Consider the following 24,258-nt stretch of genomic DNA (forward strand, 5'->3'; position numbering starts at 1 on the left):
GTAAGCGTCCGGAGAACTGTGGATTCACGGACGTCTGCCGCGACTCAGCGCCGGACCAGCGTCCTCAGCAGCTTGAGCGCCACGGAAATGGAAGCGATATCCACGTTGCCCGGCCGGGTTACCTCGGCGAAGGTGTCCTTGATCCGTCCCAGCTGCTCCTGGTGCCCGCGTTCCCAGGCCACGATGCGCTCGACGGAGTCGGAACCGCCGGCGTCGGGAACCTGCGTTGTCTCCATCACCGAAACTGTCATGTCCGCCACCGCCGAATACACGTCATCGCGCAGGGCCGCCCGTGCCAGTGCCTCCCATTTGCTCTGCCGCGGCAGGTCGGTGATCCTGAGGAGCAGGTTGGCGGCGCCGATCCGCTGGAACACCGCGTAGTAGACGTCGGCGATGGTTTCGATCGGTTCGTGCACCTGTTCGGAAACCAGGGAAATGTCCAGCAGCCCGAAACTTTCGAGCAGGTCCGAGGCGCGCAGGCCAAGCTCCCGGGGCATCCCCACGGCATCCCAGTGGGCGAGCCTGCCCTGCACCCTGTCCAGATCGGAGCCGCGGAGGTAGTCCACGGTTCGGGTGCGCAGGGCTTCCAGCGTGGGCAGGATCCGTCCCAGTGCCTCGGCGACAGGCTGGTCCCGGTGGTCGTGCGTGACGTACCACCGGGTGGCGCGGTCCAGGACCCTGCGCATGTGCAGCGTCGCTTCGGCGGCGTGTTCGCTGGGGTATCCGGCAGGGAGCGCGGCCAGCCGGTTGACGATCCACGGCAGGTCGTAGGCCTCACGTGCCACGACAAAGGCCTTGGCCACGGCTGCGGCCCGTGCCGTGGTTTCCTCGATGGCGCGGAACGCGAACGTGATGCCGCCGAGGTTGACCATGTCGTTGGCCACCACGGTGCACACGATCTGGCGGTGCAGCGGGTGCGTCTCCAGCTCCGCCTCGAACCGTTCGGACAGCTGGCGCGGAAAATAGCCTCTGAGGACGCGCCGGAACCACGGATCCTCGGCGAGGTCGCTGGCATTGAGCGCCGCCGCCAGTTCGATCTTGGCGTAGGCGGCCAGCACCGCCAGTTCCGGCGAGGTCAGGGTCTTCCCTGACCGCAGCCGCTCCTCGAGTTGCTCGTTGTTTGGCAGGCCCTCCAGCCGGCGGTCCAGGTCCGTGGCGTTCTCGAGCCAGTCCATGGTCCGTTCGAAGCCCGGGCTCCACTCGCGCACCAGGTGCCGGTCGTTGAAGAGCAGTACGTTCTGGTCGGTGTTGTTGGCGAGCACGAGGCGGGCCACTTCGTCGGTGAGGGAATGCAGGAAGGCTGCGCGTTCCGGTACTGCCATCTTTCCCGCAGCGATCATCCGGTCCACGAAGATCTTGATGTTCACTTCGTGGTCCGAGCAGTCCACCCCGGCCGAGTTGTCGATCGCGTCGGTGTTCAGCAGGACGCCGGAAAGCGCGGCCTCAATCCGCCCGAGCTGCGTGATTCCCAGGTTCCCGCCCTCGGCGATAACCCTCGCCCGCACCTCCTTGCCGTTGATCCTGATGGGGTCGTTGGCCTTGTCGCCTACCTCCGCGTTGCCCTCCGCAGAGGCTTTGACATAGGTTCCGATGCCGCCGTTGTACAGCAGGTCCACCGGTGCCCGGAGGATGGCCTGCAGGAGCGCATGGGGCGGCAGTGAACGGGTGCCCGGGGCAAGGCCGAGTGAGCTCCGGACCTCATCCGTGATGCTGATGGCCTTGACCCGGCGGGAATGTACCCCGCCGCCTTCGCTGATCAGCGCGGGATCGTAGTCCGCCCAGGAGGAGCGTGGCAGGGCAAAGAGCCGCCGCCGTTCCTCGAGCGATGCCTCGGCATCGGGGTCCGGATCGAGGAAGATGTGCCGGTGGTCGAAGGCGGCCACCAGGCGGATGTGGCGGGAGAGGAGCATGCCGTTGCCAAAGACGTCGCCGCTCATATCGCCGATGCCGACGACGGTGAAGTCCTCCGCCTGGCAGTCCACGCCCAGCTCGCGGAAGTGGTGTTTCACCGATTCCCAGGCCCCGCGGGCCGTGATCCCCATCTGCTTGTGGTCGTAGCCCACGGAGCCGCCGGAGGCGAAGGCATCGCCCAACCAGAAGCCGTATTCCCCGGCCACGGCGTTCGCGGCGTCGGAAAAGGATGCTGTTCCCTTGTCCGCCGCCACCACAAGGTAGTAATCGTCGACGTCGTGACGCACCACCCGCTCGGGCGGCACCACTGTTTCGCCGTGCGCCGTTGCGACCAGATTGTCGGTGAGGTCCAGCAGCCCGCGGACGAAGATCCGGTAGCATTCCAGGCCCTCGGTCAGCCAGGCTTCGCGGTCCACGGACGGGTCCGGCAGCTGTTTGGGGTAGAAACCGCCTTTGGCGCCGGTGGGCACGATCACTGAGTTCTTCACGTTCTGGGCCTTGACCAGGCCCAGGACCTCGGTGCGGAAGTCCTCGCTTCGGTCCGACCAGCGCAGCCCGCCGCGGGCCAGTGGCCCGAAGCGCAGGTGGACGCCTTCAACCCGGGGCGAATACACCCAGATTTCGTACTTGGGGCGGGGAAACGGTGCGTTCGCGATGGCGGCGGGGTTCAGCTTGAAGCTCAGATGGGGTTTCCCTTGGAAGTAGTTGGTCCGCAGCGTGGATTCCACCAGGTTCATGAAGGTGCGCAACAGCCGGTCGGCGTCCAGGACGGGAATGTCCTCGATCGCCGCCAGCAGGTCTTTCCGGACGGCGTCGGCATCACGGAACCGGCCAGGCACGTCCAGGTCCGGATCAAACTTTGCCTGAAACAGGGCCAGGAGCCCGTGGGTTGCCCGGACGTTGGCCAGCAGGGTGTCGGCCATGAAGCCGTATGAGTTGGTGGTGCCCAGTTGCTGGAGGTACTTGGCATAGCTGCGAAGAATGGCCGCCTGACGCCATTCGATGCCTTCGCGGAGGACGAGGCCGTCAAACCGGTCCGATTCCGAGTCGCCGCGCATCGCCGCCCCAAAAGCGTCCGCCAGCAGCCCGCTGGTCCCGGCCGGATCCACGCCGGCGGGGTAACGGACGCCAAGGTCATAGAGGAACAACGGCCGGCTGCTCCCGCGCATCACGTCGAATGGCCGCTGGTTCAGCACCTCCAGGCCGAGGTTGTGGAAGAACGGCAGGATGCGCGTCAGGCTGTGGGCAGTGGTCAGGTAAAGCCGGATCCGCGCGTCTTCGGCCAGCGTCGGGGACGCTCCGGTCCGGACGTAAACGGCCAGCTGAGGGTCGTCCAGCGGTCGTCCGCCGGCGCCGTCGAGATCGAACTGCTCAAACCGGCGGATGTCCTCCACGGCATCCTCGACCTCGAAATCCGCCCGGTAGCTGGCCGGGAACGCAGCCGACCACAGCGCAGACAGCCGGCTTGCCTCTGCTGACGGCAACCTGTCACGGAGCGTTTCATCCAGCCCCTCGGCCCAGGTCCGCGTTGCGTTGACCACGCTTCGCTCCAGTACGCCCGGATCGACGTCGGGCATGCCGCTGGCAGGCAGCAATATCCGGAAGAAAACCCGCGCCATGGGGGATTCGCTTAAACGGACTTCGAATTCGAGGGATGAGGAGCCGAAAGCGTGCTTGAGTTCCTGTTCGATGCGGAGCCTGACTGCGGTGCTGTACCTGTGCCGGGGGAGGAACACCAAGGCTGACACAAAGCGGCCGTAGGTGTCGGGCCGCAGGAACACCCGCGTCTGGTGATGCACCTGCAGGAGCAGGATCTCGCGGGAGAGCCTGGCCAGTTCGTCCACGTCCAGGTGGAACAGTTCATCCAGCGGGAACGACTCGAGGACCGCCAGCAGCTGCCGGCCCGGATGGGAAGCTTCGGTGAAACCGAACCGTTCCTGGACAGCAAGGACCTTGTCCCGGATCATCGGGATGCGACGCACCGAGCGGCCCGTGGCGCCGGGGGCGAACAAGCCCACAAACCGCACTTCGCCCGTGGCCGTCCCCGCGGTGTCGAAGGTCCGTAGGAGGATTTCGTCCAGGTAGGCCGGGCGGGGAACGGAGGACCTCAGGTCGGAGGTGGCGATCGTCAGAACCTGCGAATGGGGGAGCCCGGTGACCGGCTGGAGGGCTTCCGGCCGTCCGTCCCTGAGCAGGCCCAGCCCCGTGCCGGGTGCCAGCCTTACGCTGTCCGGGCCGCCCGCCGTCGGGTATTCATACTCGCTGTATCCCAAGAACATGAAGTTGCCGCGGTCCAGCCAGGTCAGGAGTTCCCCGAGCTGCTCAGGGGTCGGCATCATGCCGGCGGGCAGCCGGTCCAGGGAAGTGACGGCCCGCGCCAGACTGGTGTGGATCGCCGGCGTGTCATCGGCGACCAATTGAACGTCAGCCAGGACACGCCGCACGTTGCCGATGAGCTCCGCGATGGCCCGCGGCCCCGCCAGGCGCCCTATCTCCGCCGCCACCCAGGTCTCGGCCGACCACACCCGCCGGTCCCGTGCGGTGTGCGCTGCCGCGGTGTGCACTGCCGTGGTGTGCCCTGCCGCGGTGCCGGCGATGTTACCCGCCGCTCCGGTCGGCGGCGGCCCGTGACGCACTTCCGCCAACCGGTCCGTCTGCGGATCCCGCCGCACCAGGAAATTGGGGTGCACCAGCAACCGGATGGATTCGTCCTGGCGGGTCAGCTCCGCGGTGAGCGAATGCAGCAGATGCGGTATGGCGTCGGCAACCACGAGCAGGACACTCGCGTCGCTTTCATTCAGGATGTCGACGGCCGCCGTCCCCGCGGGACGGGTGTCTGCCAGCTTGGCATGGCGCCGGGCCCGCTGTTCCAGGTTCTCGGAACTGTAACCCTGGAGATCCTCCGGCGCTACGTGCTCGTAGTAGGCCGCGAGGAACTTTTCGTCGACGCCGAGCAGACCGCCGGCGGGGGCGTGCTCGGGGTGTACCGCCTTGCGTGACATGCCACTGCGCCTCCACTGCGCGGGAGCAACCGCACGCCGCGGCCGACCATCCTGTCCCCACGCCTGCTTTCATCATGAACGCGTTCGGGGGAGCAGTCCAGTGCCTGCGGGCAGGAGGCGCTTAGGCAGGTCCGCCGGTGGGGTCCTCGGCAGTGGGGTCGGCCAGAGCCAGGCCGCCCACCGGGCTGTCGTCCCAGTGGATGAGCTCCCAGCCGGTGTCGGGGTCCCCTTCCAGCGCCACGATGCCCGTGTTGTCCAGGACGTGCCTGACAGCAAAGTCCGGTTCGATGTTGGCGGCCCGCAGGCCGGCCCAGACCCGGATGGCTGCGCCGTGGCTGACCACGGCCACGGACGAGGAATCCCCGAGGCCATTCGCCCGTTGCGCGACCTGAGCGATCGCGGCGTCATAGCGGTCGAAGAAGTCCCGGCCGCTGGGGCCGGCCGGCATCCGGCGGTCCAGGTCGCCGTCGGCCCAGGAGAATATGGTCCCCAGGTACCGCTTGTGCGATTCGTGGTCCGTCTGTTTTTCCAGCGACCCGGCCTCGATCTCGTGGATGCCCTCGATCACTTCGGCCTCCAGGCCCTGGAGACGCGCCAGGGGAGCAGCCGTGATCTGCGTCCGGATCAGGGTGGAGGCATAGAGGGCCTGGATCGGCTCATTCACCAGGGCACGCGACAGCGCCTCGGCCTGGCGCTCGCCCAGCTCAGTGAGGCCAGGCCCAGGGTGTGCGGTGTCCAGCTGGCCCAGCACGTTCCCGGGGGTCTGGCCGTGGCGGATCAGCAGAAGCCTCATTTGAGGTGGTTCACCAGCTCGGTGGCGATGCCGGTGTACTTGCCGGGCGTCAGGGCAAGCAGCCGCGCTTCGGCGTCGGGGGAGAGGCCCAGGCCCTGCACGAATTCCTGCATCCGGGCGGCATCCACGCGCTGTCCGCGGGTGAGGTCCTTGAGCCGTTCGTAAGGGTTTTCCATCCCTTCGACACCGGCAATCGCTTCGGCGCGCATTACCATCTGGATCGCCTCACCCAGCACTTCCCAGTTGGTGTCGAGGTCGGCGGCCAGGACGTCCTCAGCCACGTCCAGGCGCTCCAAGCCCTTGACCACGTTGGAGATGGCCAGCAGGGAGTGCCCGAACGCCACGCCGATGTTGCGCTGGCTGGAGGAATCGGTGAGGTCGCGCTGCCAGCGCGAGGTGACCAGGGTGGAGCCGAGGACATCCAGCAGTCCGGAGGAGATTTCCAGGTTGGCTTCGGCGTTCTCGAAACGGATCGGGTTGACCTTGTGCGGCATGGTGGAGGAACCCGTGGCGCCTGCCACCGGAATCTGCGCGAAGTAGCCGATCGAGATGTAGCTCCAGATGTCCGTGCACACGTTGTGCAAGATTCGGTTGAACCGCGCGACGTCGGCGTACAGCTCCGCCTGCCAGTCGTGGCTTTCGATCTGTGTGGTCAGCGGGTTCCAGGTCAGGCCCAGGCCCTCGACGAACGACTTCGCAACCTGCTGCCAGTCTGCGCCCGGCACCGAGGCCACGTGTGCCGCGTAAGTGCCGGTGGCGCCGTTGATCTTGCCCAGGTATTCCGTCTTCGCGATACGGTCCAGCTGGCGGGTCAGGCGGTGCGCGATGACGGCCAGCTCCTTGCCCAGCGTGGTGGGCGTGGCCGGCTGGCCGTGCGTGCGGGAGAGCATGGGCACGCTGCGGTTGTCGTCAGCCATTTTGCTGATCTGGGCCACCAGGGCCCTGGCGGCCGGCAGCCACACGTCCTCCACAGCGCCCTTGACACCCAGGGCGTAGGAGAGGTTGTTGATGTCTTCGGACGTGCAGCCGAAGTGCACCATGGCGGTCAGCCGCTCAATGCCGATGGCCGGGAGCCTGCGGCCGATGTAGTACTCCACAGCCTTGACGTCGTGCACCGTCACGGCCTCGATTTCGGCCAGCTCGGTGACCGAGGCGGAGTCGAATTCGGTCACGATCGCGCGGAGCTGGTCCTGCTGTTCAGCCGTCAGCGGACCGGCGCCCGGCAGCACGTTGTTGCCGGTCAGGTGGATGAGCCATTCAACTTCCACGGCCACGCGGTCGCGGTTCAGGGCCGCCTCGGACAGGTAGTCCACCAGGGGCGCTACGGCGGACTGGTACCGGCCGTCCAGCGGGCCGAGGGCAATCTTGTCCTGCGACGCGGCGAGGGCCAGGCGTCCGGAAGGCGTACGGGTGTCAGCTGTGGCGGCAGTTTCAGGCATGTGCTGATTGTTTCACGAAGTCGCGCCGCCCCTTAAGCGCGGAGTCCGTGTGACTTCTCCTCCCCAGCGCCGAGGTTGCCGGGGCGCCCGCCGTTTTCCACATAGTCGACGCCGGCGGTACCAGGCCTGCAGGCCGCTCCGTAGCGTCGTCATCACCGACCATGCAGAACAAACAACGTCAGGGGAGCTGAAATGAGCGGCAGCATCACCGCAGCAGATGCCAACGCGTGCGGATCGCGGAGCTTCGAAGTGCAGCAGCTGGCCTGGCGGGTCGCCCGCTTCGCCCATGGCCTCGATACATCGATGCTCAGGTTCCGCCATGTGCAGCTTGCTGAGTGGCAGTCCCCGGCAGGGCAGGCATACCGCACCGCCATCTCGCTGCAGGCGGCTGCGCTGGACCGGGCACGGGAGCGGCTGATGGCGGCTTACGAAGCCGTGCTTCGCCACTCACAGCAGGTCCCGCTCTCATCCCAGCGGACGCCCGGGGGCGGGTACTGATGGCAGAGGCCACACCCTCCGGCAGCGGCGGGCCGCTGGGACCGCTGGAGCCGGCCACGGACGGGAGCATGCGGATCCGCGGTGGTGTGGGCGGAATCCGCTTCCAGCTGGAGGAACTCATGGCCGGTGTGTCCGAGCTGGAAGGCATGGCTGACGAACTCGCCGCCGTGGAGATAGGTATCCGCCGGATCTGGGAAGAGCTGTGTCCCTACCAGTACGATCCACGGCCCAGCGGCACGGCGGCACTCATCGCGGTGGGTGAAGGCGGTCAATCGGTGCGCGCCGTCAGGGAAGAGCTCCAGCGCCTCAGCGACCAGGTCCGCGCAAGCCACCGCGACTACGAAAGGGCGGAGTCGCTGGCCGCCGCCGGGATCCGCCTGCCGGAGGACGGCTGGGGCTTCCTGCCTTTGTTGTTCGTGGATCTGACCCAGGCCAACTACCCCAGCCGTGACGCGGCCGAGGCCGTCGCGCTGCAGGCATCGATCATGCTGCTGGGCACGATTGCACCGAAAGAGGACCTCGCCAGGGCACTGGCCGCAGAGGTGGCTGCCGGGCGGCACATTTCAGCCTCGGGCGCCTTCGTTCGCAGGCTGGCGGAGAACTACCTTCCGCGGCTGAAGCCCCGGCCCGTCACCGCGGTAGAGGAACTGACACGCGACGTTGACGTCGACACCTCCCCGGCCGGGTTGCTCGCCCGGCTCCGGAAGCTGGATGCGGACGGGCACGGAACGATAGAGGTGGTTCAGGTCGATAACGGCGGGCACAAAGCATTCATTGTCATCATCCCCGGCACGCAGCCCACGGATCCGCCCGGAGGAGTGAACCCGCTGGATGAGGCAGGAATCGTAGAGGCACTGGGATACGGCTCGGAGCAGCTCAATGCCGCCGTCACCTCGGCGTTGCACCAGGCAGGGGCCTCCAAGGGCGACCAGGTGGTGGCTGTCGGTTACAGCCAGGGCGGGGTGCATGCCATGAACCTCAGCAGCGACAAGGCGTTCCTGGCCGAATTCGACCTGAAGTATGTCCTCACGGCCGGATCGCCGGTGGGCGGAATTACCCCCGAAGCCGGAATCACGTCCCTTCATGTCGAACACCGCCAGGACTGGGTCCCCGGCAGCGACGGAATTCCGAACGCGGACACCCGGGACAGGGTCACCGTCACGCTGACGGACCGGGTGGTCACCCCGGCGGGCAAAGACCCAGGTCTCGGGCCCGGCCACAACCTTGAAAACTACGAGGCTGGGGCAAGGGCGGTGTCCGCGAGCGAAGACCCCTCCCTGATCGCCAACACGGCGGTCCTGGCCGGAGTCCTCGGAGTCGGCGGCGCAGGGACAGCAACCCGTTTCGCCGTGAACCGGGAGCCCCGGGTTACGCCTGCCCGCCAGCCGGACCGGCCGCTATTGGGCGCTGCCAGGTGGGTTGCGCGCTAACGGCGGACGCCCGTGATCCTGCCCGCCACGAGGGAGACCAGCGTGATGATGATGGCCGCCAGAACAGCCGTCCAGAAGAAGGAGTCGATGGTGAAGTGGACGGGGGTGTAACTGCTCAGCCAGGAGGTCAGGTACAGCATGGCGGCGTTGATGACGATAGTGAACAGCCCCAGCGTCAGGATCGTGATCGGCAGGGACAGTAGGCTGACGATCGGCCGCACCAACGCATTCACCAAACCGAAGATCAGGCCGATGAACAGGTAGGCAAGAATAATGCCCAGCGGGTCGGTTCCCTGTGTGACGCCGCCCTGGGCAACGGCTTCTGTCGTTGCGGTGGTGGAGATGTCCAGGCCGGGCAGTATCCAGCTGGCAATCCAGAGGGCAAGGCCATTGATGAGAACCCGCACGATGAAAGAAAACATGGGCCCATGCTTTCACACGGCGGAGGAAAGCGGCAGGACCGGAGAAGTAGGCTAGTTGGCATGACTTCACCAGAGAACCCTGCCGGGGGAATCAGGCCCCGTCCGGTCGTGGACAGGCTTCCCCGTTATGCCGCCGGCAAGCCTCCCGCCGCCGTCGAGGGCCTAGCCAGCTACAAGCTGTCCTCCAACGAGAACCCGCTTCCGCCCATCCCTGCAGTGTTGCAGGCCATCGCGGACCAGACCGACTTCAACCGCTACCCGGATCCCCTCAGCACGAAACTCCGGGGGGCCCTCTCGGAGTTCCTGCAGGTTCCTGCCGAAGACATCGTCACGGGCGCGGGCAGCCTGGGAGCGCTGAACCAGCTTCTGGTGACCTTTGCCGGGCAGAACGATGACGGCAAAGCCGATGAAGTCATCTACGCCTGGCGGTCTTTTGAGGCCTACCCCATCTGTGTCGGCCTCGCCGGCGCTGAAAGTGTAAGGATTCCCCTGACGCCCGACGGCCGCCACGACCTCGATGCCATGGCAGCCGCGGTGACCGCGCGAACCAAGGTCATCCTGCTGTGCACTCCCAACAATCCCACCGGTCCCATCCTCGAAACCGACGAAACCGAGCGGTTTATCCGCTCTGTCCCTGCCGACGTCGTCATCGTCATTGACGAGGCATACCAGGAGTTCGTGCGGGCCGAGCACGCTGTGGACGGTATCGAGATGTACCGCAAGCACCCGAATGTGGTGGTCCTGCGGACCTTCTCCAAGGCCCACGGGCTGGCCGGCCTCCGCGTGGGGTACAGCGTCTCCCACCCGGACCTCACCCAGCACCTCCGGGTGGCCGCCACGCCGTTCGCCGTATCGCAGATCGCCGAGCGGGCGGCTATGACCTCGCTGCAGAACTTCAGCCAGGTTGTAGAAAGGGTACAAAGCCTCGTGGACGAGCGCGACCGCGTCACGGCCGGGCTGCGCGAACTCGGCTGGTTTGTGCCGGACGCGCAGGGCAACTTCGTGTGGCTCAATCTGGGCGAGAACAGCGCGGAGTTCGCAGCACTGGCGGGTGAAAGTGCCCTGTCCGTGAGGGCGTTCGGCAACGAGGGCGTCCGGGTAAGCATCGGGGAAGAGGAAGCGAACAGCCGTTTCCTCAAGCTCTGTGCGAACTATACAAAGGCGCCACGGCGTTCCTAGCGCTTAACATAACGCCCCGCGTCCGCCTACTGCGGATAAAGTAAGGGACAGTAAGCCAAAATATATGCCGGATCAGGAATGTATTCCCGATCCGGCATATATCCCAGCGAGATTGCGACGCTCTTGTGAGCGGCAAGCAAGGAGACGGTATGGGCGCCACACATCTGCCCGCTACCGAGTTCGACGGAACCGGGGTAGACGACCAGCTCGAGGCGGAAGCCGAGGCCGTGCTGGGTGAACCTCCCACCCAGATGGTCCAGCTCCTGGGCCCGGACGGCACCCTGGGTGAAGACCCGGTCTTCTCCGCCTATGCCAACCGCCTGGACGCTGAAAAGCTGCGGGGTTTCTACGCCGACATGGCGGCCATCCGGCGCTTCGACCAGGAGGCGACCGCGCTCCAGCGGCAGGGCCAGCTTGCCCTGTGGGTGCCCCTGACGGGCCAGGAGGCCGCCCAGATCGGTTCGGGCCGGGCCAGCCAGCCGCAGGACTACATTTTCCCGACCTACCGTGAGCACGGGGTGGCCCTGACCCGCAACGTCGACCTGGCTGAGCTGCTGCGCCAGTTCCGCGGCGTGTCCAACGGGGGCTGGAACCCCAAGGACACCAACTTCCACCTGTACACCCTGGTCCTTGCGGCGCAGACTCCGCATGCAGTCGGCTACGCCATGGGGATCCAGCGTGACCAGAAGCTCGCGGCCGCCAACGCCACGCCGGGCCAGCCGCAGGAGCCCAAGGCGGCCGTCATGGTCTACTTCGGCGACGGCGCGAGCTCAGAAGGCGACGTGCACGAGTCCATGGTGTTCGCTTCGTCGTACAACGCGCCCGTGGTGTTTTTCTGCCAGAACAACCATTGGGCCATCTCGGTCCCCAGCACCGTGCAGACCCGTGTCCCGCTCGCGGACCGCGCCAAGGGCTACGGTTTCCCGGGCATCCGGGTGGACGGCAACGACGTCATCGCAGTCCATGCCGTCACAGAGTGGGCACTGGAGCGCGCCCGCGAAGGAAAGAGCCCCGTGCTGATCGAGGCGTTTACCTACCGGGTCGGCGCCCACACCACCGCCGACGATCCCACGAAATACCGCGGCTCCGATGAGGAAGCGCAGTGGAGGGCGAAAGACCCCCTCGAGCGGCTCGAGAAGTACCTCCGCGCCGAAAACCTGGCGGACGATGACTTCTTCGCCAAGGTCAAGGCTGACGGCGATGAGCTCGCCGCCTACGTGCGCAAGACGACCCACGACCTCGAAACCCCGGACATCCGCACGGCGTTCGCCAACACCTACGCCGAAGCGCACCCGCTGGTGGCCGAGGAGCTGGCCTGGTTCGAGGAATACAGTGCAGGATTCGCCGACGAATCGGAAACAGTCGAGGCAGATACAGACGGGGCAGCCAACCGATGACCACCATGACCATCGCCAAGGCCATCAATGAGGGCCTGCGCGCGACGCTGAACAACAACCCCCGCACCCTGCTCATGGGCGAGGACATCGGTCCGCTCGGCGGCGTTTACCGCGTCACCGACGGTCTGATCGGAGAATTCGGCGCCGACCGCGTCGTGGACACCCCGCTGGCCGAGTCCGGCATCATCGGCACCGCGATCGGACTTGCCCTCAGCGGCTACCTCCCCGTGTGCGAGATCCAGTTTGACGGCTTCGTGTTTCCCGGCTTCAACCAGATCACCACCCAGCTGGCCAAGATGCACGCGCGCAGCAACGGAAACCTCACGGTGCCGGTCGTCATCCGTATTCCGTACGGCGGCGGCATCGGCTCGATCGAACACCACTCGGAGTCCCCTGAAGCGCTGTTCGCCCACACGGCCGGCCTGCGCATCATCACCCCGTCCAACCCGCACGATGCCTACTGGATGATCCAGCAGGCCGTCGACTGCCAGGACCCGGTGATCGTATTCGAACCGAAGCGGCGCTACTGGCTCAAGGGCGAGGTCGACACCGAGTCACCCGGTGCCTCGGCGGACCCGTTCAAGGCCCACGTCCTGCGCGAAGGCACCGACGCCACCGTAGTGGCCTACGGTCCGCTGGTTCCGGTGGCCCTCGCCGCGGCAACCGCCGCCGCCGAGGACGGCCACAGCGTGGAAGTCATCGACCTGCGGTCCATCTCGCCGATCGACTTCGACACCGTCACCGAATCCGTGAAGAAGACCGGCCGGCTGGTCGTGGCCCACGAGGCACCGACGTTCGGCGGCATCGGCGGCGAAATCGCGGCCCGGGTCAGCGAGCGGGCGTTCTTGTCCCTCGAAGCCCCCGTGATCCGTGTTGGCGGATTCCACATGCCCTACCCCGTGGCGAAGGTGGAAGAAGACTACCTGCCGGACATCGACCGTATCCTCGAGGCGCTGGACCGCGCCTTCGCCTACTGACGACTGCCTGCTGACAGCCTCCCCACTGACGATGCCTTTCAAACCGAGGACCCCATGACTGTAAACAAGTTCAACCTCCCCGACGTGGGCGAAGGGCTCACCGAGGCCGAGATCGTTTCGTGGAACGTCAAGCCCGGAGACAGCGTCGCCATCAACGACATTCTGTGCGAGATCGAGACGGCCAAGTCCCTCGTGGAACTGCCGTCGCCGTTTGCGGGCACCGTCACCGAACTGCTCGTGCCCGTGGGAGTGACAGTCGACGTCGGAACTCCGATCATCAGCGTGAGTGACGCCGTGTCCGGCGACCCCACGCCCGCGGATGCGCCGGTTCCGGCCGCAGCTGCCCCGGCCGCGCCGATGTATGGAACCCTGCCTGCGGAAGACACTGCGGCGCCGGCAGCCCGTGCCGTGCCCGTCACCGGTGGTGCGGCCAGCCCGCTGGTTGGCTCGGGCCCCAAGGCCGACGCCGTCAAGCGCCGCCCGCGCAAGGCATCGCCGTCCGCGGTGGCCCCTGTGGCATCAGCCGCAGCGCCGTCCCCGGTGGTCGAGCCTGTCCCAATGACCGAGCCGGTCGAGTCCCAGGGCATCTGGATCAACGCCGGGGCGCCGTCGGCCCCCGATGCTGCCGCAGCCCCCGAAGAAGGCGCGGTGCGCCCCACCCTCGGCGGCACCATCAGCGGCCTGGTGAACAAGGTCCTGGCCAAACCTCCGGTGCGAAAGATCGCCCGCGACCTCGGGATTGACCTCGCGGACGTCGTGGCCACTGGTGCACGGGGCGAAGTCACCCGCGAGGACCTGGTGAGCTACCAGGCCCAGCGCGACGCCGAAGTGGACAAGGCGGACACCTTCTGGGGCAAGTCGGGCCGGCCGCAGGACCAGCGCATCGAGCGGATTCCCGTCAAGGGCGTCCGCAAGGCCACTGCCAAGGCGATGGTGGAGTCGGCGTTCGCCGCACCGCACGTCAGCATCTTCGTGGACGTGGATGCCAGCCGCACCATGGAGTTCGTCAAGCGGCTCAAGGCATCCCGCGACTTCGAAGGCATCAAGGTCTCCCCGCTGCTGATCCTCGCCAAAGCGGTGATCTGGGCAGCCGCCCGCAATCCCAGCGTCAACGCCACCTGGGTGGACAGCGCCGACGGCAGCGATGCCGCCGAGATCCACGTCAAGCACTTCATGAACCTGGGAATCGCAGCGGCAACCCCGCGGGGCCTGATGGTGCCGAACATCAAGAACGCCCAGGACCTTTCGCTCAAGGAACTGGCCCTGGCGCTCAATGACCTGGCCACCACAGCCCGGGCGGGAAAAACCCAGCCTGCCCAGATGCAGGGCGGCACCCTGACTGTCACCAACATAGGCGCGCTGGGCATCGACACCGGCACTCCGATCATCAACCCCGGCGAAGTGGCCATCGTGGCCTTCGGCACCATCAAGCAGAAGCCCTGGGTCCTGGACGGGGAAGTCATTCCGCGCTGGATCACCACCCTTGGCGGTTCCTTCGACCACCGCGTAGTGGACGGCGATCTCTCGGCGCGCTTCATGGCCGACGTCGCCGCGATCCTTGAGGAGCCAGCCCTCCTGCTGGATTAGTACTGCTTGATCAGTACCAGGACTTCCAGTCGAGAGGCACCGATGGAGACGCGACACCTCAAGTACTTCATTGCCGTGGCCGAGGAGCGCCATTTCGGTCGGGCGGCAGTCCGGCTGCACATGGCCCAGCCCCCGCTGTCGCAGCAGATCCGCCAGCTCGAGGACCAGCTGGGAACGCAGCTGCTGGTCAGGACCACCCGCAAGGTGGACCTGACCCCTGCCGGGCAGCTGCTCCTGGACCGGGGCAGGCAGCTGCTGCACGAACTTGAGGCGCTGGAATCGGATGTGCAGCAGGTGGGGGCCGGTGCCACGGGCGTGCTCCGGGTGGGATTCACCGGCACAGCTACCTACCGGCTAATGCCGGCAGTGGTCCAGGCCGCGCGCCGGGCCCTTCCAGGCCTGCGGATTACGGTCCAGGGCGAAATGCTGACCCCGCAAATGGAGGCTGCCCTCGAGGAGGGCCGGCTCGACGTCGCCGTCCTTCGGCCGCCGGTGGGTTCGGGCGAGATCGCCTTGAAGCTGCTGGAACAGGATCAGCTGGTGGCTGCGCTTCCTGCGGATTCGCTCCTGGCCGGGAAGGGGCCGCTGGACCTTGCGGATCTGTCCTCGCATGATTTCATTGGCTACCCCGGGTCCTCGGCCGTGAGCAGCATTGTCATCGATGCTTGCCGCAAGGCCGGCTTCCAGCCGCGGCTCGTCCAGGAAGCCCGGGAAACGTCCACGCTGTTGTCGCTGGTGGCTGCCGGGATGGGCATAGCGCTCGTGCCCATGACCGCCCGGATGTTTTCCTTCCAGGGCGTGGTGTTTCGTCCGCTCCGCGGACTGTATCCGGTTGACCTTGCCGTTGCGTGGAACCTGGGCAATGAAACACCGCTCCTGAACAGTTTCCTGGCACTGTTTGATTCGTTGCCAACGTTTCCGGCCGTCGACGAGCCGGAGTAGGGCGGGCAGCCGGGCAGCGGGGCCCGCGGCGGAGTTCGCCTAGTAGGCGGGGTAGTTCGAGAGCATCTGGGCCAGGGCCGGATCGGAAGTCATTCCGCTCAGGGCGACAGCCGCTGTGATCATCAGACCGGAAAAGACAGTGACGCACGCGGTGACGACGGCGAAGAACTTCCAGTCATCACGCATGACGCTGCGGATGGTCTCCGGCAGGTTCAGGCCGGGCGTGATGAGGTTGGGTGCGGAGTCGGTGGAGCCGTCGTCGAGGAAAGCAATCACCCGGTCGTTGGCGCGGTCCACACGCATCATGCTGATGTGGTTCCCGTGGCGGGCAAGAAGGATGTCGTGGCCTACGAGCTGGCGGCGCTGAAGAGTCAGCATAATGTTCCCCTGAAGTCGGTGGTACTCGGATGTCCGCACCATCGAGCACCTTCTAATTTTATCGCTGTAAACCGCGTGATTCCGCCGGAAAACGGGTGAGGCTGCCCACCAGGGGGAGTGACGCCGGTCAAGCGCGTGAGGTTCCGTCCTTGACACGCCGCACTAGAGTTGCACCAGTTGCCGCCCTCACCGGCCCCCGGCTGCTGGAGCAAATCAAAGGAGATGTTGCGTGTTTTCGAGCCCCTTCCCGGACGTGGTCATTCCGGACCAAAGCATTTATGAGTACCTCTTCGGCGGCATCACGGAAGCGGACCTGGACCGGACCGCCGTCGTGGACGGCGCGAACGGCGCGGAAACCACCTACCGGCAGCTGCTGGAGCAGATCGATGCAGTGGCGGGGGCCGTGTCCGCGCGCGGACTGGGCCCGCACGGGGTCGCGGCCATCCTCTGCCCGAACGTCCCGGCCTTCGCGGCCGTATTCCACGGCCTGCTCCGCGCCGGTGCCACCGTCACCACCGTCAACTCCCTCTATACCGCCGACGAACTGGCGCTTCAGCTGGAGGATGCCGGCGCCAGCTGGCTGTTCACGGTGTCAGCGCTGCTCCCGGGGGCCGAGGAAGCCGCTGAACGCGCCGGAATTCCGGCGGACCGGCTGGTGGTGCTCGACGGCGCCGCAGGTCACCCGTCGCTGAAGGACCTGCTCACCGCCGGGGCGCCGGTTCCGGCCGTTTCCTTCGACCCGGCAACCCACGTGGCGGTCCTGCCGTATTCCTCCGGAACCACCGGACGGCCCAAGGGCGTCAAGCTCAGCCACCGCAACCTTGTGGCCAACGTGGAACAGTCCCGGGGGCTGCTGAACGTGAAGGACCAGGACAGGCTCCTTGCCTTGCTGCCGTTTTTCCACATCTACGGCCTGACTGTCCTGCTGAACCTTGCCCTGCGGGAGCGGGCCTGCCTGGTCACGATGCCCCGCTTCGAACTCGCCGAGTTCCTGCGGATCATCCAGGACCACAAATGCACCTACCTGTTCATCGCCCCTCCCGTGGCCGTGGCATTGTCCAAGCACCCGCTTGTTGCCGACTACGATCTGGGCTCCGTCCACACGACGCTCTCGGGCGCCGCACCGCTGGACGGTGAACTCGGCGCTGCCCTCGCCGAACGGCTCCGGTGCCGCGTGCTGCAGGGCTACGGGATGACCGAGATGAGCCCGGTGTCGCACCTGATCCCGGTGGGCGCACCCGACGTTCCCGTGAGCTCGGTGGGGTTCACCGTGCCCAACATGGAATGCCGGCTGGTGGACCCCGCCAGCGGTGAGGACATCGGCGTCCCCGCGGCGGGCACCAGTGCCCCGGGCCATCTGCTGTGCCGGGGTCCGAACGTCATGCTGGGCTACCTCAACCGCCCGGAGGAAACAGCAGACACCCTGGACGCGGACGGGTTCCTGCATACCGGCGACATCGCCACGGTCCGGGCCGACGGCGTGGTGACCATCGTGGACCGGCTCAAGGAACTCATCAAATACAAGGGCTACCAGATCGCCCCGGCGGAACTTGAAGCCCTGCTGCTGACGCACCCCGGCATCGCGGATGCCGCCGTGATCGGGACGCCCGATGCCGACGGCCAGGAAGTCCCGATGGCTTTCGTTGTGCGCCAGCCGGGCGGGCAGGCAGGGACGCTCGACGAAGCCGGCGTGATGGACTTCGTCGCCGGCAGGGTGGCGCCCTTCAAGAAAATCCGCCGGGTGGAGTTCATCGAGGCGGTCCCCAAGTCCGCGTCCGGGAAGATCCTGCGCAGGCTGCTTAAGACGCCCTAGCCGGAGGTCCTAGTCGGCGACGTCGGTCTTCGCGATGTAAACGTCGCAGGGCGCGTTGTGCGCCACGCTGTTGGCGACGCTTCCCAGGACCCGGCCGAGTCCGCGCATCCGGCGGTTGCCCACCACGATCATGCGGGCGTCGAACCGTTCGGCTTCCCTGATGATGGCTTCCGCCGGCTTGCCCCGGGCCGAGGAATAGGTGACCTTGAGGCCTTCCCTGCTCAGCCGTGCCGCCACGTCCTTGGCCACCTTCTCGGCCTCGCCGGCATCGGAGACGATGAACCGGTCACTGCCGCTGCCGTAAACCTCGGTGCGGTCGCTGTCGAACGCGGTCACCACATGAAGCGTCGCGTCCAGGGAGGCGGCGAGCCCTTGGGCTGTTTCCGCGGCCCGCATGGCAGTCTCACTGCCGTCAACGCCGACAACAATAATTCCGGTCATAGTCCTGCTCCTCAGGGATTGGTCAGCCTAATGAAAAATGGTGGGCCGCATGCAGTAATGATTCAGGCTACAGCGCAGCAATGGCGTCCCGCAGTACCGGCGCGAGCCGCCGCACTCCCTCGGCGATGGCTTCGGGAGGCACGGCACTGAAAGCGAGGCGCAGCTTGTTCGAGGGTTCGTCCGAATGGGTGAACGCCGCCCCGGGGATGAATACCACGCCGGCGTCGATTGCCTTGCGAAGCAGGGGGTAGGTGTCCACACCCTCTGGCAGGGTGACCCAGACGAAGAAGCCGCCCTCGGGCCGGGTCCAGCTCAGTCCCTCGGGCATGTACTCCTCGAGGGCGGCGAGCATGGCCTGGCAGCGCTCCGCGTATAGCCCGCGGTAGGTTTCGATCTGCCCCATCCAGTCGTAGTCCCGCAGGTAGGCCGAGACCAGCATCTGGTTCAGGGTGGACGGGCAGAGCGTCACGGCTTCGGAGGCCAGGTAGTAGCGGCGCTGAAGGTGCGCCGGCACCAGGGCCCAGCCGATCCTCAGCCCCGGGGCGAAGATCTTGGAGAAGGAGCCCATGTAGATGACGTCGTCCGGGTTGGCGGCCCGCAGCGGAGCGAACGGCTTGCCCTCGAAGCGGAGCAGTCCGTAGGGGTTGTCCTCCAAAACCAGAATATTCGCTTTCCGGCATATATCGACGATTTCCTGCCGCCGCTCCACGGCGAGGGTGATGCCGGACGGGTTGTTGAAGTTCGGGATGGTGTACAGGAACTTGATGTTCTTCCCGGCCGTCTGGAGGGCGGCGATCCGGGCTTCCAGGAGATCCGGGACCAGGCCGTGCTCGTCCATGGGGACGGGCGCCACCTCCACCTGGTAGGCCTCGAAGGTGTTCAGGGCGCCCACATACGTCGGGTCCTCCACCAGCACCACGTCGCCGGGGTCGCAGAAGACCTTGGTGGCCACGTCCTGTGCTGACTGTGAGCCGGCGGTGACCACCACGTTCCGGGGATCGGCGTCGAGGATCCCCTCCGCTGCCATCACTTCGCAAATCTGGGTGCGGAGTTCTTCGGTCCCCTGGCCGCTGCCGTACTGGAGGGCGGTCATGCCCTGTTCGGCAATGATCTTCGCCGCTGTCTGGCCTAGCCGCTCCAGCGGCAGCGAATGCAGGTAGGGGCTGCCGCCGGCCAGCGATACCAGGCCGGGGCGCAGGGAGATGTCGAAGACGTCGCGGACGGCGGACTGCTTGATGTTTGCTGCGCGCTCCGAGAAAAGTTCATCGTGGCGGTGGGCGGACGTTGCCGCGCGTTCGATTGCGTCAATTGCCTCGGCCGGCAGGATGTCTGCGGCGGCATCAAGTGTTTCGTGGGTCACACTGACAGGATACAGCCAGTTGTTGTCAATTAGGCAACGTTTGTTGCTGAAAATCTGAATCATCCCTCGGCGCGGGGACCGAATTGCTTTACCTGGGACGGCGCAGGGCATGGAATAGAGCCATGACAACGCAGAGTCGCCTCGGACCCCTGGCTGCCGCCTTCCACGCACTGCACGACGGCCCGGCGCCGCTGGTCCTGGTCAATGTCTGGGATGTGGCCTCCGCCCGCCTCGTGGAAGAAGCAGGGGCGACCGCGCTGGCCACCTCCAGTTCCGCCCTGTCCTGGAGCCTCGGCTTTCCGGACGGCAACCACCTGCCGCGGGAACTCGCCATGGCTGCCCTGGGCCGGATTGCGGCATCTACGGCGCTGCCGGTCACAGCGGATATTGAGACGGGGTATGCAAGTTCGAGCGGTGCGTTCGACGATGCTGAGCTGCAGGAAACGATCCGCAGCGTCCTGGCGGCCGGAGCTGTGGGCGTCAACTTCGAGGACTCAGGCGATGATCCGCTAACGGACGTTGACGAGCAGGCGCGACGCATCGCCGTCGTCCGCCGCACAGCGGAGGAAGGAGGCGTTGACCTGTTCATCAACGCCCGCATCGATACCTACCTGTCCGGCCGGTTTCCGGAGACCGCCTTCCCGGAAACGCTTCAGCGTGCGGAGGCATACCTTGCGGCCGGGGCGAACGGGATCTTCGTGCCCGGCGTGCAGGACCTGCACCTGCTCCATGACCTGTCGCGGCGGATCGCCGCGCCCCTGAACGCGCTGGCCGGCCTGGGAGCGCCCTCCGTGGGCGAACTGCACGACGCCGGCGTCCGCCGGGTCAGCATCGGCGGCAACACGGCGAAGGCTGCTTATGCCACCGTGTCCCGGGTGGCGGACGACGTGCTCGGGGACGGCAACTGGTCCGAACTGGCCGGCGCCCGCAGCCACGAGGCCATGGATGGGCTGTTCCGGAAAGGCTAGGCGGCAAGTGCGGCCCCGGCCCGGCGGAGGCGGCTCACCGGAGGCTCAGGACGTCCGCCAGCCGCCGTCCGTCCACATAGATCTCCGCCCGCGCCGCACCGACGGCTGAAACGGCCGTGTGCGTGAGCTGGGCTTCCAGCCGGGGAATGTCGCAGGTGCCGCCCGGCCGGATGGTCCCGGTCAGGTTCACCACCACGGTGGTGCCGTCAAAGTAGGCGGAAACGTACTTCAGCGCGGAGCCGGCCAGCGAGTTGTACAGGCCCTCCGGGGGATCGCTGCCGCCGAGCAGGAAATCGAGGGCTGCCTGGAGTGGTTCCTGGGCCGCGGCGGTGTCATGGGTAACGGCCACGAGGCTGTCGTTGCAACCGAACCGCACGCCTGAGCTGCCGCCGTCATCCAGTGCCACGAAGTAGACCGGCGTCCCGCCGGACAACCGCCCGCGCGCAGCCTGGTCGTCGTCGGCGGCTTTGGTCGGCGCCGCCGGGTTCCCGGATCCGGAACTGCCCGAACGGCCCGCAGCGGGAGAGCCCGGAGCTGTGGACGCGGAGCCGGTGACGGAGCCGGAGTCATCAATGATCGCGGCGCCGTCGTCGCCGCCGGCCTGCGGCGTGATGCTGCCGCCCGTTCTGGGTTTGGCCGTGGGGCCGGAGGCCGCAATTTCCGATCCGGCTGAGGCCGGGAGCGGGGCCTCGGTTGTGGCCCCGGGAAATGGCGGCGGGAGTGGTTGCGGTTCGGGCACGCTGCCGGGCTGGGCGGTGGTGCCGGCCGGGTTTGCCGACAGGGGCAGCGAGCAGGATCCGAGCCACAGCGGAAGTATCAACGCGGCGGCCGCCGCAACTGCCCGGACCCCAGGCATCACCATCATGAAGGCACCGCACTTCCAGCTCTCGCACGTCCCCCGTCTCCACGTTACGGCGGGGCGTCGGTGTGCGGAACAGGTGCCAAGTGACGGTTTTGCGTCAGCTCCATCACGGATTGGTGACGCAAAAGCCCCCGGCGGTTGCCGGGGGCTTCAGGGGTGGCGAATCAGGCTGCTTCGGCAGCAGTTTCGGCCTTGGTCAGGGCAGCGAAAACGCCCTTGATCTGCTCCACGACCTCGGCGTCGTCCTTGGGGTGGACTTCGGCGAAGCGGACCATGGAGCCGGGAACGGCCAGCTTGGCGTCCTCAACGACACGGGCGCCGGCGATGCCGACAGCCTTGCGGGCTTCGTCCTGTGCCCAGACGCCGCCGAACTGGCCGAAGGCGGTGCCGACGACGGCGGTGGGCTTGCCGCTGAGGGCACCGGCGCCGAACGGGCGGGACAGCCAGTCGATGGCGTTCTTGAGTGAGGCCGGCACGGTTCCGTTGTGCTCCGGGGTGACCAGCAGCAGGGCGTCGGCGTCATTCGCGGCGGCGCGGAGCGCGGCGGCAGCAGCCGGAACCTGGCCTTCGACGTCGATGTCCTCGTTGTAGAACGGGATGTTGCCCAGGCTTTCGTGGATGACAACTTCAACCTGCTCGGGCGCGTTCAGCTGGATGGCCTCGGCGAGCTTCTGGTTGGTGGATTCGGCGCGCAGGCTGCCGACCAGTGTAAGTACGGTGCTCTTGGACATGTGAACTCCTAGTATCTGGCCGCGGGAGGGATCCGCCGGCTGTTTGGTTTGCGGAGGCTGTTGGTGCCTTCATCCATGCTAAACGGACTGCGGTCCGCATATTATTCCCGGGGCTAGAATATTTCTTGTGAGCCTCATCCCAATCCGCTCCGGATCGCCGCTCGGCGGGGAAGCGGAACGCAGCGACGCCGCCCGAAACCGGGAGCTGCTGCTCAAGGCTGCCCGCGAACTCATTGAGGAGTGCGGTGCGGACGGCCTCACCATGGACAGGCTGGCCGGGCGCGCCGGCGTCGGCAAGGGCACGGTCTTCCGGCGGTTCGGCTCCCGCGCGGGGCTCATGATGACGCTGCTCAGCGACTCGGAGGCCGCATTCCAGGGCCGGTTCATGTTCGGGCCCCCGCCCCTGGGCCCCGGGGCGCCGCCGCTGGACCGGCTTGTGGCGTTCGGCGCGGAACGGATCGCCTACGTGCTGGAGTTTGGCGAGCTGGCCCGGGCCGCGGACGCCTCCGCCTACAACCGCTACGACGTGCCGGCCGCCGTCCTGTGGCACCGGCACATCGAAATGCTCCTGCAGGCCGCGGGCGTCACCGCCGATCCCTGGCTGATGGCGATGTCGCTGAGCTCAACCCTGGACCCGGAGCGGCTGCTGTACGCGGTGCGGGTCCACCATGTGGCCCCGGAACGGCTCGCGGAGTCATGGCGCGAACTCGTCACGCGCGTGGTCAGCTGCCCCGGAGGCGTCCCCCGCCCGGACGGCGTGTCTCAACCGGACGAAGGCTAGTCCATGGCGCCCCGTCCGGCCAGTCAAATCAATCCTCGTGATTTATTCATAACGATCTGGTACAGGACGCCCGTGTTTCCGCTTTTAGGCACCGTGGAGGGTTCCCCATATGTGGTAGTTTCCTCTGGAATGTGACCCGCAACATAGTCCACAAGGACAAGGCCCCCAGGGCCTGCGGGCGGCCAGACACCCGCTGGCCATGATCCCGGATCGGCGGCGGAACCCCTGCCGGTCCGGGAGATAACGGAAGGATCACCTGCTGTGAATGCTGATATGACACCGGCCCGGGGCGGCTCATCCGAGGAGCCGCCGTCACTGCGCGGCGCGGGACTGGCACCGGCGATCCGGAGCTAGGCAGACATGTTCCGTTACCTCGCCAAAAGGGCAGCCACCTACCTGCTCATGATCTTCCTGACTACGACGGCGGGGTACTTCCTGGCCGTCAGTACGCTTCAGCCCGCGCTGCTGGAGCAGGAACGCATTCCACGGCCGACGCCCGAGCAGGTGACAAACTCCTTCCGGCTCAAGGGCCTTGATCCGACTCTCAGCCCCTGGGAACGCTACGTCGACTGGCTGACGGCAGTGGTCACGCGCTGGGACTGGGGACGAAGTCCCAACGGCGCCTTCATCAACGCCGAGTTCGGTGACCGCGTGTGGATTTCCACCCGGCTGTTCCTGGCCTCCATCGTCCTGACCCTCGTCATCGGGGTTGCGCTGGGTGTGTACACCGCCGCCCGGCAGTACAAGTTCCAGGACCGTGTGATCACGTCCTACAGCTACCTTGTGTACATCGTGCCTGCGCCGATCGCCTACTTCCTGGTGCAGCTCGGCGCCATCAACGTCAACGAAACCATCGGCGAACGGATCTTCTTCGTCACCGGAATTTCCACGCCCGGGCTGGAAGGCAGCGCCTGGGTCCAGTTCGTTGACATGGTGGCCCACTACACGGTGCCCACCCTGGCCATCACCCTGGTGGGCTGGGGCACGTACCAGATCGCCCAGCGCCAGTATCTGCTGGACAACGTCAACGCGGATTTCGTCCGGACGGCCCGGGCCAAGGGACTCACCCGAAACCAGGCCATCGCCCGCCATGCCCTGCGCGTCTCGTTCATCCCGGTGGCGCAAAGCATCGCCTTCACCATTCCGGCCATCTTCGCCGGTGGCTTCTTCGCAGAGAAGATCTTCGCGTGGCCGGGTGTGGGTTCGTGGAGCATCGACGCCATCGCCCTGCAGGACGTCAACGCGGCCACGGCCACCCTCGCGTACGGTTCGGTGATCTTCGCCATCGGCGCGATCCTCGCGGACTTCGCCACTACCCTTGTCGACCCGAGAGTGCGGGTGCAGTAG

At 66.6% G+C, this 24,258-nt stretch carries 20 protein-coding genes; 11 read left to right on the plus strand and 9 right to left on the minus strand.

Features of this window, described 5'->3' with window-relative positions; all coding sequences use genetic code 11:
* Nucleotides 1-44: 44 nt before the first annotated feature.
* The 3 genes from BS38_RS0114390 to purB form a co-directional block, all read right to left on the minus strand.
* Nucleotides 45-4,913, minus strand: coding sequence for an NAD-glutamate dehydrogenase (locus BS38_RS0114390; protein WP_028271450.1), 4,869 nt, complete (start codon nt 4,911-4,913; stop codon nt 45-47).
* 121 nt (nt 4,914-5,034) lie between these two features.
* On the minus strand, nt 5,035-5,706 hold the full coding sequence (locus BS38_RS0114395) for a histidine phosphatase family protein (protein WP_028271451.1): 672 nt from the start codon (nt 5,704-5,706) through the stop codon (nt 5,035-5,037).
* Complete coding sequence (purB, locus tag BS38_RS0114400) at nt 5,703-7,145, minus strand: adenylosuccinate lyase (protein ID WP_028271452.1); 1,443 nt, start codon at nt 7,143-7,145, stop codon at nt 5,703-5,705. Before purB ends, BS38_RS0114395 begins: the two co-directional genes overlap by 4 nt.
* A 192-nt stretch (nt 7,146-7,337) precedes the next feature.
* Here purB and BS38_RS0114405 point away from each other — a divergent pair, with 192 nt between their 5' ends.
* The gene (locus BS38_RS0114405) at nt 7,338-7,643 is read left to right on the plus strand and encodes a hypothetical protein (protein ID WP_051628922.1); all 306 of its coding nucleotides are present in this window, start codon (nt 7,338-7,340) and stop codon (nt 7,641-7,643) included.
* Nucleotides 7,643-9,073 (plus strand): hypothetical protein, encoded by a 1,431-nt coding sequence (locus BS38_RS25210; protein ID WP_051628923.1) that lies wholly within the window; start codon nt 7,643-7,645, stop codon nt 9,071-9,073. The genes BS38_RS0114405 and BS38_RS25210 overlap by 1 nt, the downstream gene beginning before the upstream one ends.
* Here BS38_RS25210 and BS38_RS0114415 read toward each other — a convergent pair.
* Nucleotides 9,070-9,495, minus strand: a complete 426-nt coding sequence (locus tag BS38_RS0114415) for a phage holin family protein (protein ID WP_028271454.1) — start codon at nt 9,493-9,495, stop codon at nt 9,070-9,072. The two genes, BS38_RS25210 and BS38_RS0114415, sit on opposite strands and share 4 nt — an antisense overlap.
* A gap of 60 nt (nt 9,496-9,555) precedes the next feature.
* Here BS38_RS0114415 and BS38_RS0114420 point away from each other — a divergent pair, with 60 nt between their 5' ends.
* The 5 genes from BS38_RS0114420 to BS38_RS25215 all read left to right on the plus strand — a co-directional run bounded on the left by BS38_RS0114420 (nt 9,556) and on the right by BS38_RS25215 (nt 15,577).
* A complete protein-coding gene (locus BS38_RS0114420) occupies nt 9,556-10,674 on the plus strand; it encodes a histidinol-phosphate transaminase (protein ID WP_028271455.1) in 1,119 nt (372 codons plus the stop codon).
* A 149-nt stretch (nt 10,675-10,823) separates the two neighbouring features.
* The gene (gene pdhA / locus BS38_RS0114425) at nt 10,824-12,071 is read left to right on the plus strand and encodes a pyruvate dehydrogenase (acetyl-transferring) E1 component subunit alpha (RefSeq protein WP_028271456.1); all 1,248 of its coding nucleotides are present in this window, start codon (nt 10,824-10,826) and stop codon (nt 12,069-12,071) included.
* Nucleotides 12,068-13,048 carry an alpha-ketoacid dehydrogenase subunit beta gene (locus BS38_RS0114430; protein WP_028271457.1) on the plus strand — a complete coding sequence of 327 codons (981 nt, stop codon included), beginning with the start codon at nt 12,068-12,070 and terminating at the stop codon, nt 13,046-13,048. Before pdhA ends, BS38_RS0114430 begins: the two co-directional genes overlap by 4 nt.
* 54 nt (nt 13,049-13,102) lie before the next feature.
* Nucleotides 13,103-14,635 carry a dihydrolipoamide acetyltransferase family protein gene (locus tag BS38_RS0114435; RefSeq protein WP_028271458.1) on the plus strand — a complete coding sequence of 511 codons (1,533 nt, stop codon included), beginning with the start codon at nt 13,103-13,105 and terminating at the stop codon, nt 14,633-14,635.
* A gap of 42 nt (nt 14,636-14,677) precedes the next feature.
* Nucleotides 14,678-15,577 carry a LysR substrate-binding domain-containing protein gene (locus BS38_RS25215; protein WP_043438742.1) on the plus strand — a complete coding sequence of 300 codons (900 nt, stop codon included), beginning with the start codon at nt 14,678-14,680 and terminating at the stop codon, nt 15,575-15,577.
* 39 nt (nt 15,578-15,616) lie between these two features.
* Here the strand turns inward: BS38_RS25215 and BS38_RS0114445 are convergent, their stop codons facing one another.
* Entirely contained in the window at nt 15,617-15,955 is a 339-nt protein-coding gene (locus BS38_RS0114445; RefSeq protein WP_028271459.1) for a hypothetical protein, read from the minus strand.
* A gap of 229 nt (nt 15,956-16,184) precedes the next feature.
* On the opposite strand from BS38_RS0114445, the gene BS38_RS0114450 reads away from it, so the two are divergent.
* Entirely contained in the window at nt 16,185-17,768 is a 1,584-nt protein-coding gene (locus BS38_RS0114450) for an AMP-binding protein (RefSeq protein WP_028271460.1), read from the plus strand.
* A 9-nt stretch (nt 17,769-17,777) separates the two neighbouring features.
* Here BS38_RS0114450 and BS38_RS0114455 read toward each other — a convergent pair whose 3' ends face one another.
* Both BS38_RS0114455 and BS38_RS0114460 read right to left on the minus strand, forming a co-directional pair.
* A complete protein-coding gene (locus BS38_RS0114455) occupies nt 17,778-18,209 on the minus strand; it encodes a universal stress protein (RefSeq protein WP_028271461.1) in 432 nt (143 codons plus the stop codon).
* A gap of 67 nt (nt 18,210-18,276) precedes the next feature.
* A complete protein-coding gene (locus BS38_RS0114460) occupies nt 18,277-19,569 on the minus strand; it encodes an aminotransferase-like domain-containing protein (protein ID WP_028271462.1) in 1,293 nt (430 codons plus the stop codon).
* 122 nt (nt 19,570-19,691) lie between these two features.
* Between BS38_RS0114460 and BS38_RS0114465 the strand changes: the two genes are divergently transcribed.
* The gene (locus BS38_RS0114465; protein WP_051628924.1) at nt 19,692-20,537 is read left to right on the plus strand and encodes an isocitrate lyase/PEP mutase family protein; all 846 of its coding nucleotides are present in this window, start codon (nt 19,692-19,694) and stop codon (nt 20,535-20,537) included.
* Between the two features lie 34 nt (nt 20,538-20,571).
* On the opposite strand, the gene BS38_RS26735 is transcribed toward BS38_RS0114465, so the two are convergent.
* Both BS38_RS26735 and BS38_RS0114475 read right to left on the minus strand, forming a co-directional pair.
* Nucleotides 20,572-21,402 carry a GerMN domain-containing protein gene (locus BS38_RS26735; RefSeq protein ID WP_231511252.1) on the minus strand — a complete coding sequence of 277 codons (831 nt, stop codon included), beginning with the start codon at nt 21,400-21,402 and terminating at the stop codon, nt 20,572-20,574.
* A gap of 161 nt (nt 21,403-21,563) precedes the next feature.
* Nucleotides 21,564-22,130, minus strand: coding sequence for an NAD(P)H-dependent oxidoreductase (locus tag BS38_RS0114475; RefSeq protein ID WP_028271465.1), 567 nt, complete (start codon nt 22,128-22,130; stop codon nt 21,564-21,566).
* Between the two features lie 127 nt (nt 22,131-22,257).
* Here BS38_RS0114475 and BS38_RS25220 point away from each other — a divergent pair, with 127 nt between their 5' ends.
* Together BS38_RS25220 and BS38_RS0114485 are read left to right on the plus strand one after the other, a co-directional pair.
* Nucleotides 22,258-22,911: a TetR/AcrR family transcriptional regulator gene (locus tag BS38_RS25220; RefSeq protein WP_051628925.1), complete on the plus strand. Its 654-nt coding sequence runs from the start codon at nt 22,258-22,260 to the stop codon at nt 22,909-22,911.
* A gap of 360 nt (nt 22,912-23,271) precedes the next feature.
* Entirely contained in the window at nt 23,272-24,258 is a 987-nt protein-coding gene (locus tag BS38_RS0114485; protein WP_028271466.1) for an ABC transporter permease, read from the plus strand.

It is taken from the genome of Arthrobacter sp. UNC362MFTsu5.1 (genome assembly GCF_000685965.1).
GTDB lineage: Bacteria > Actinomycetota > Actinomycetes > Actinomycetales > Micrococcaceae > Arthrobacter.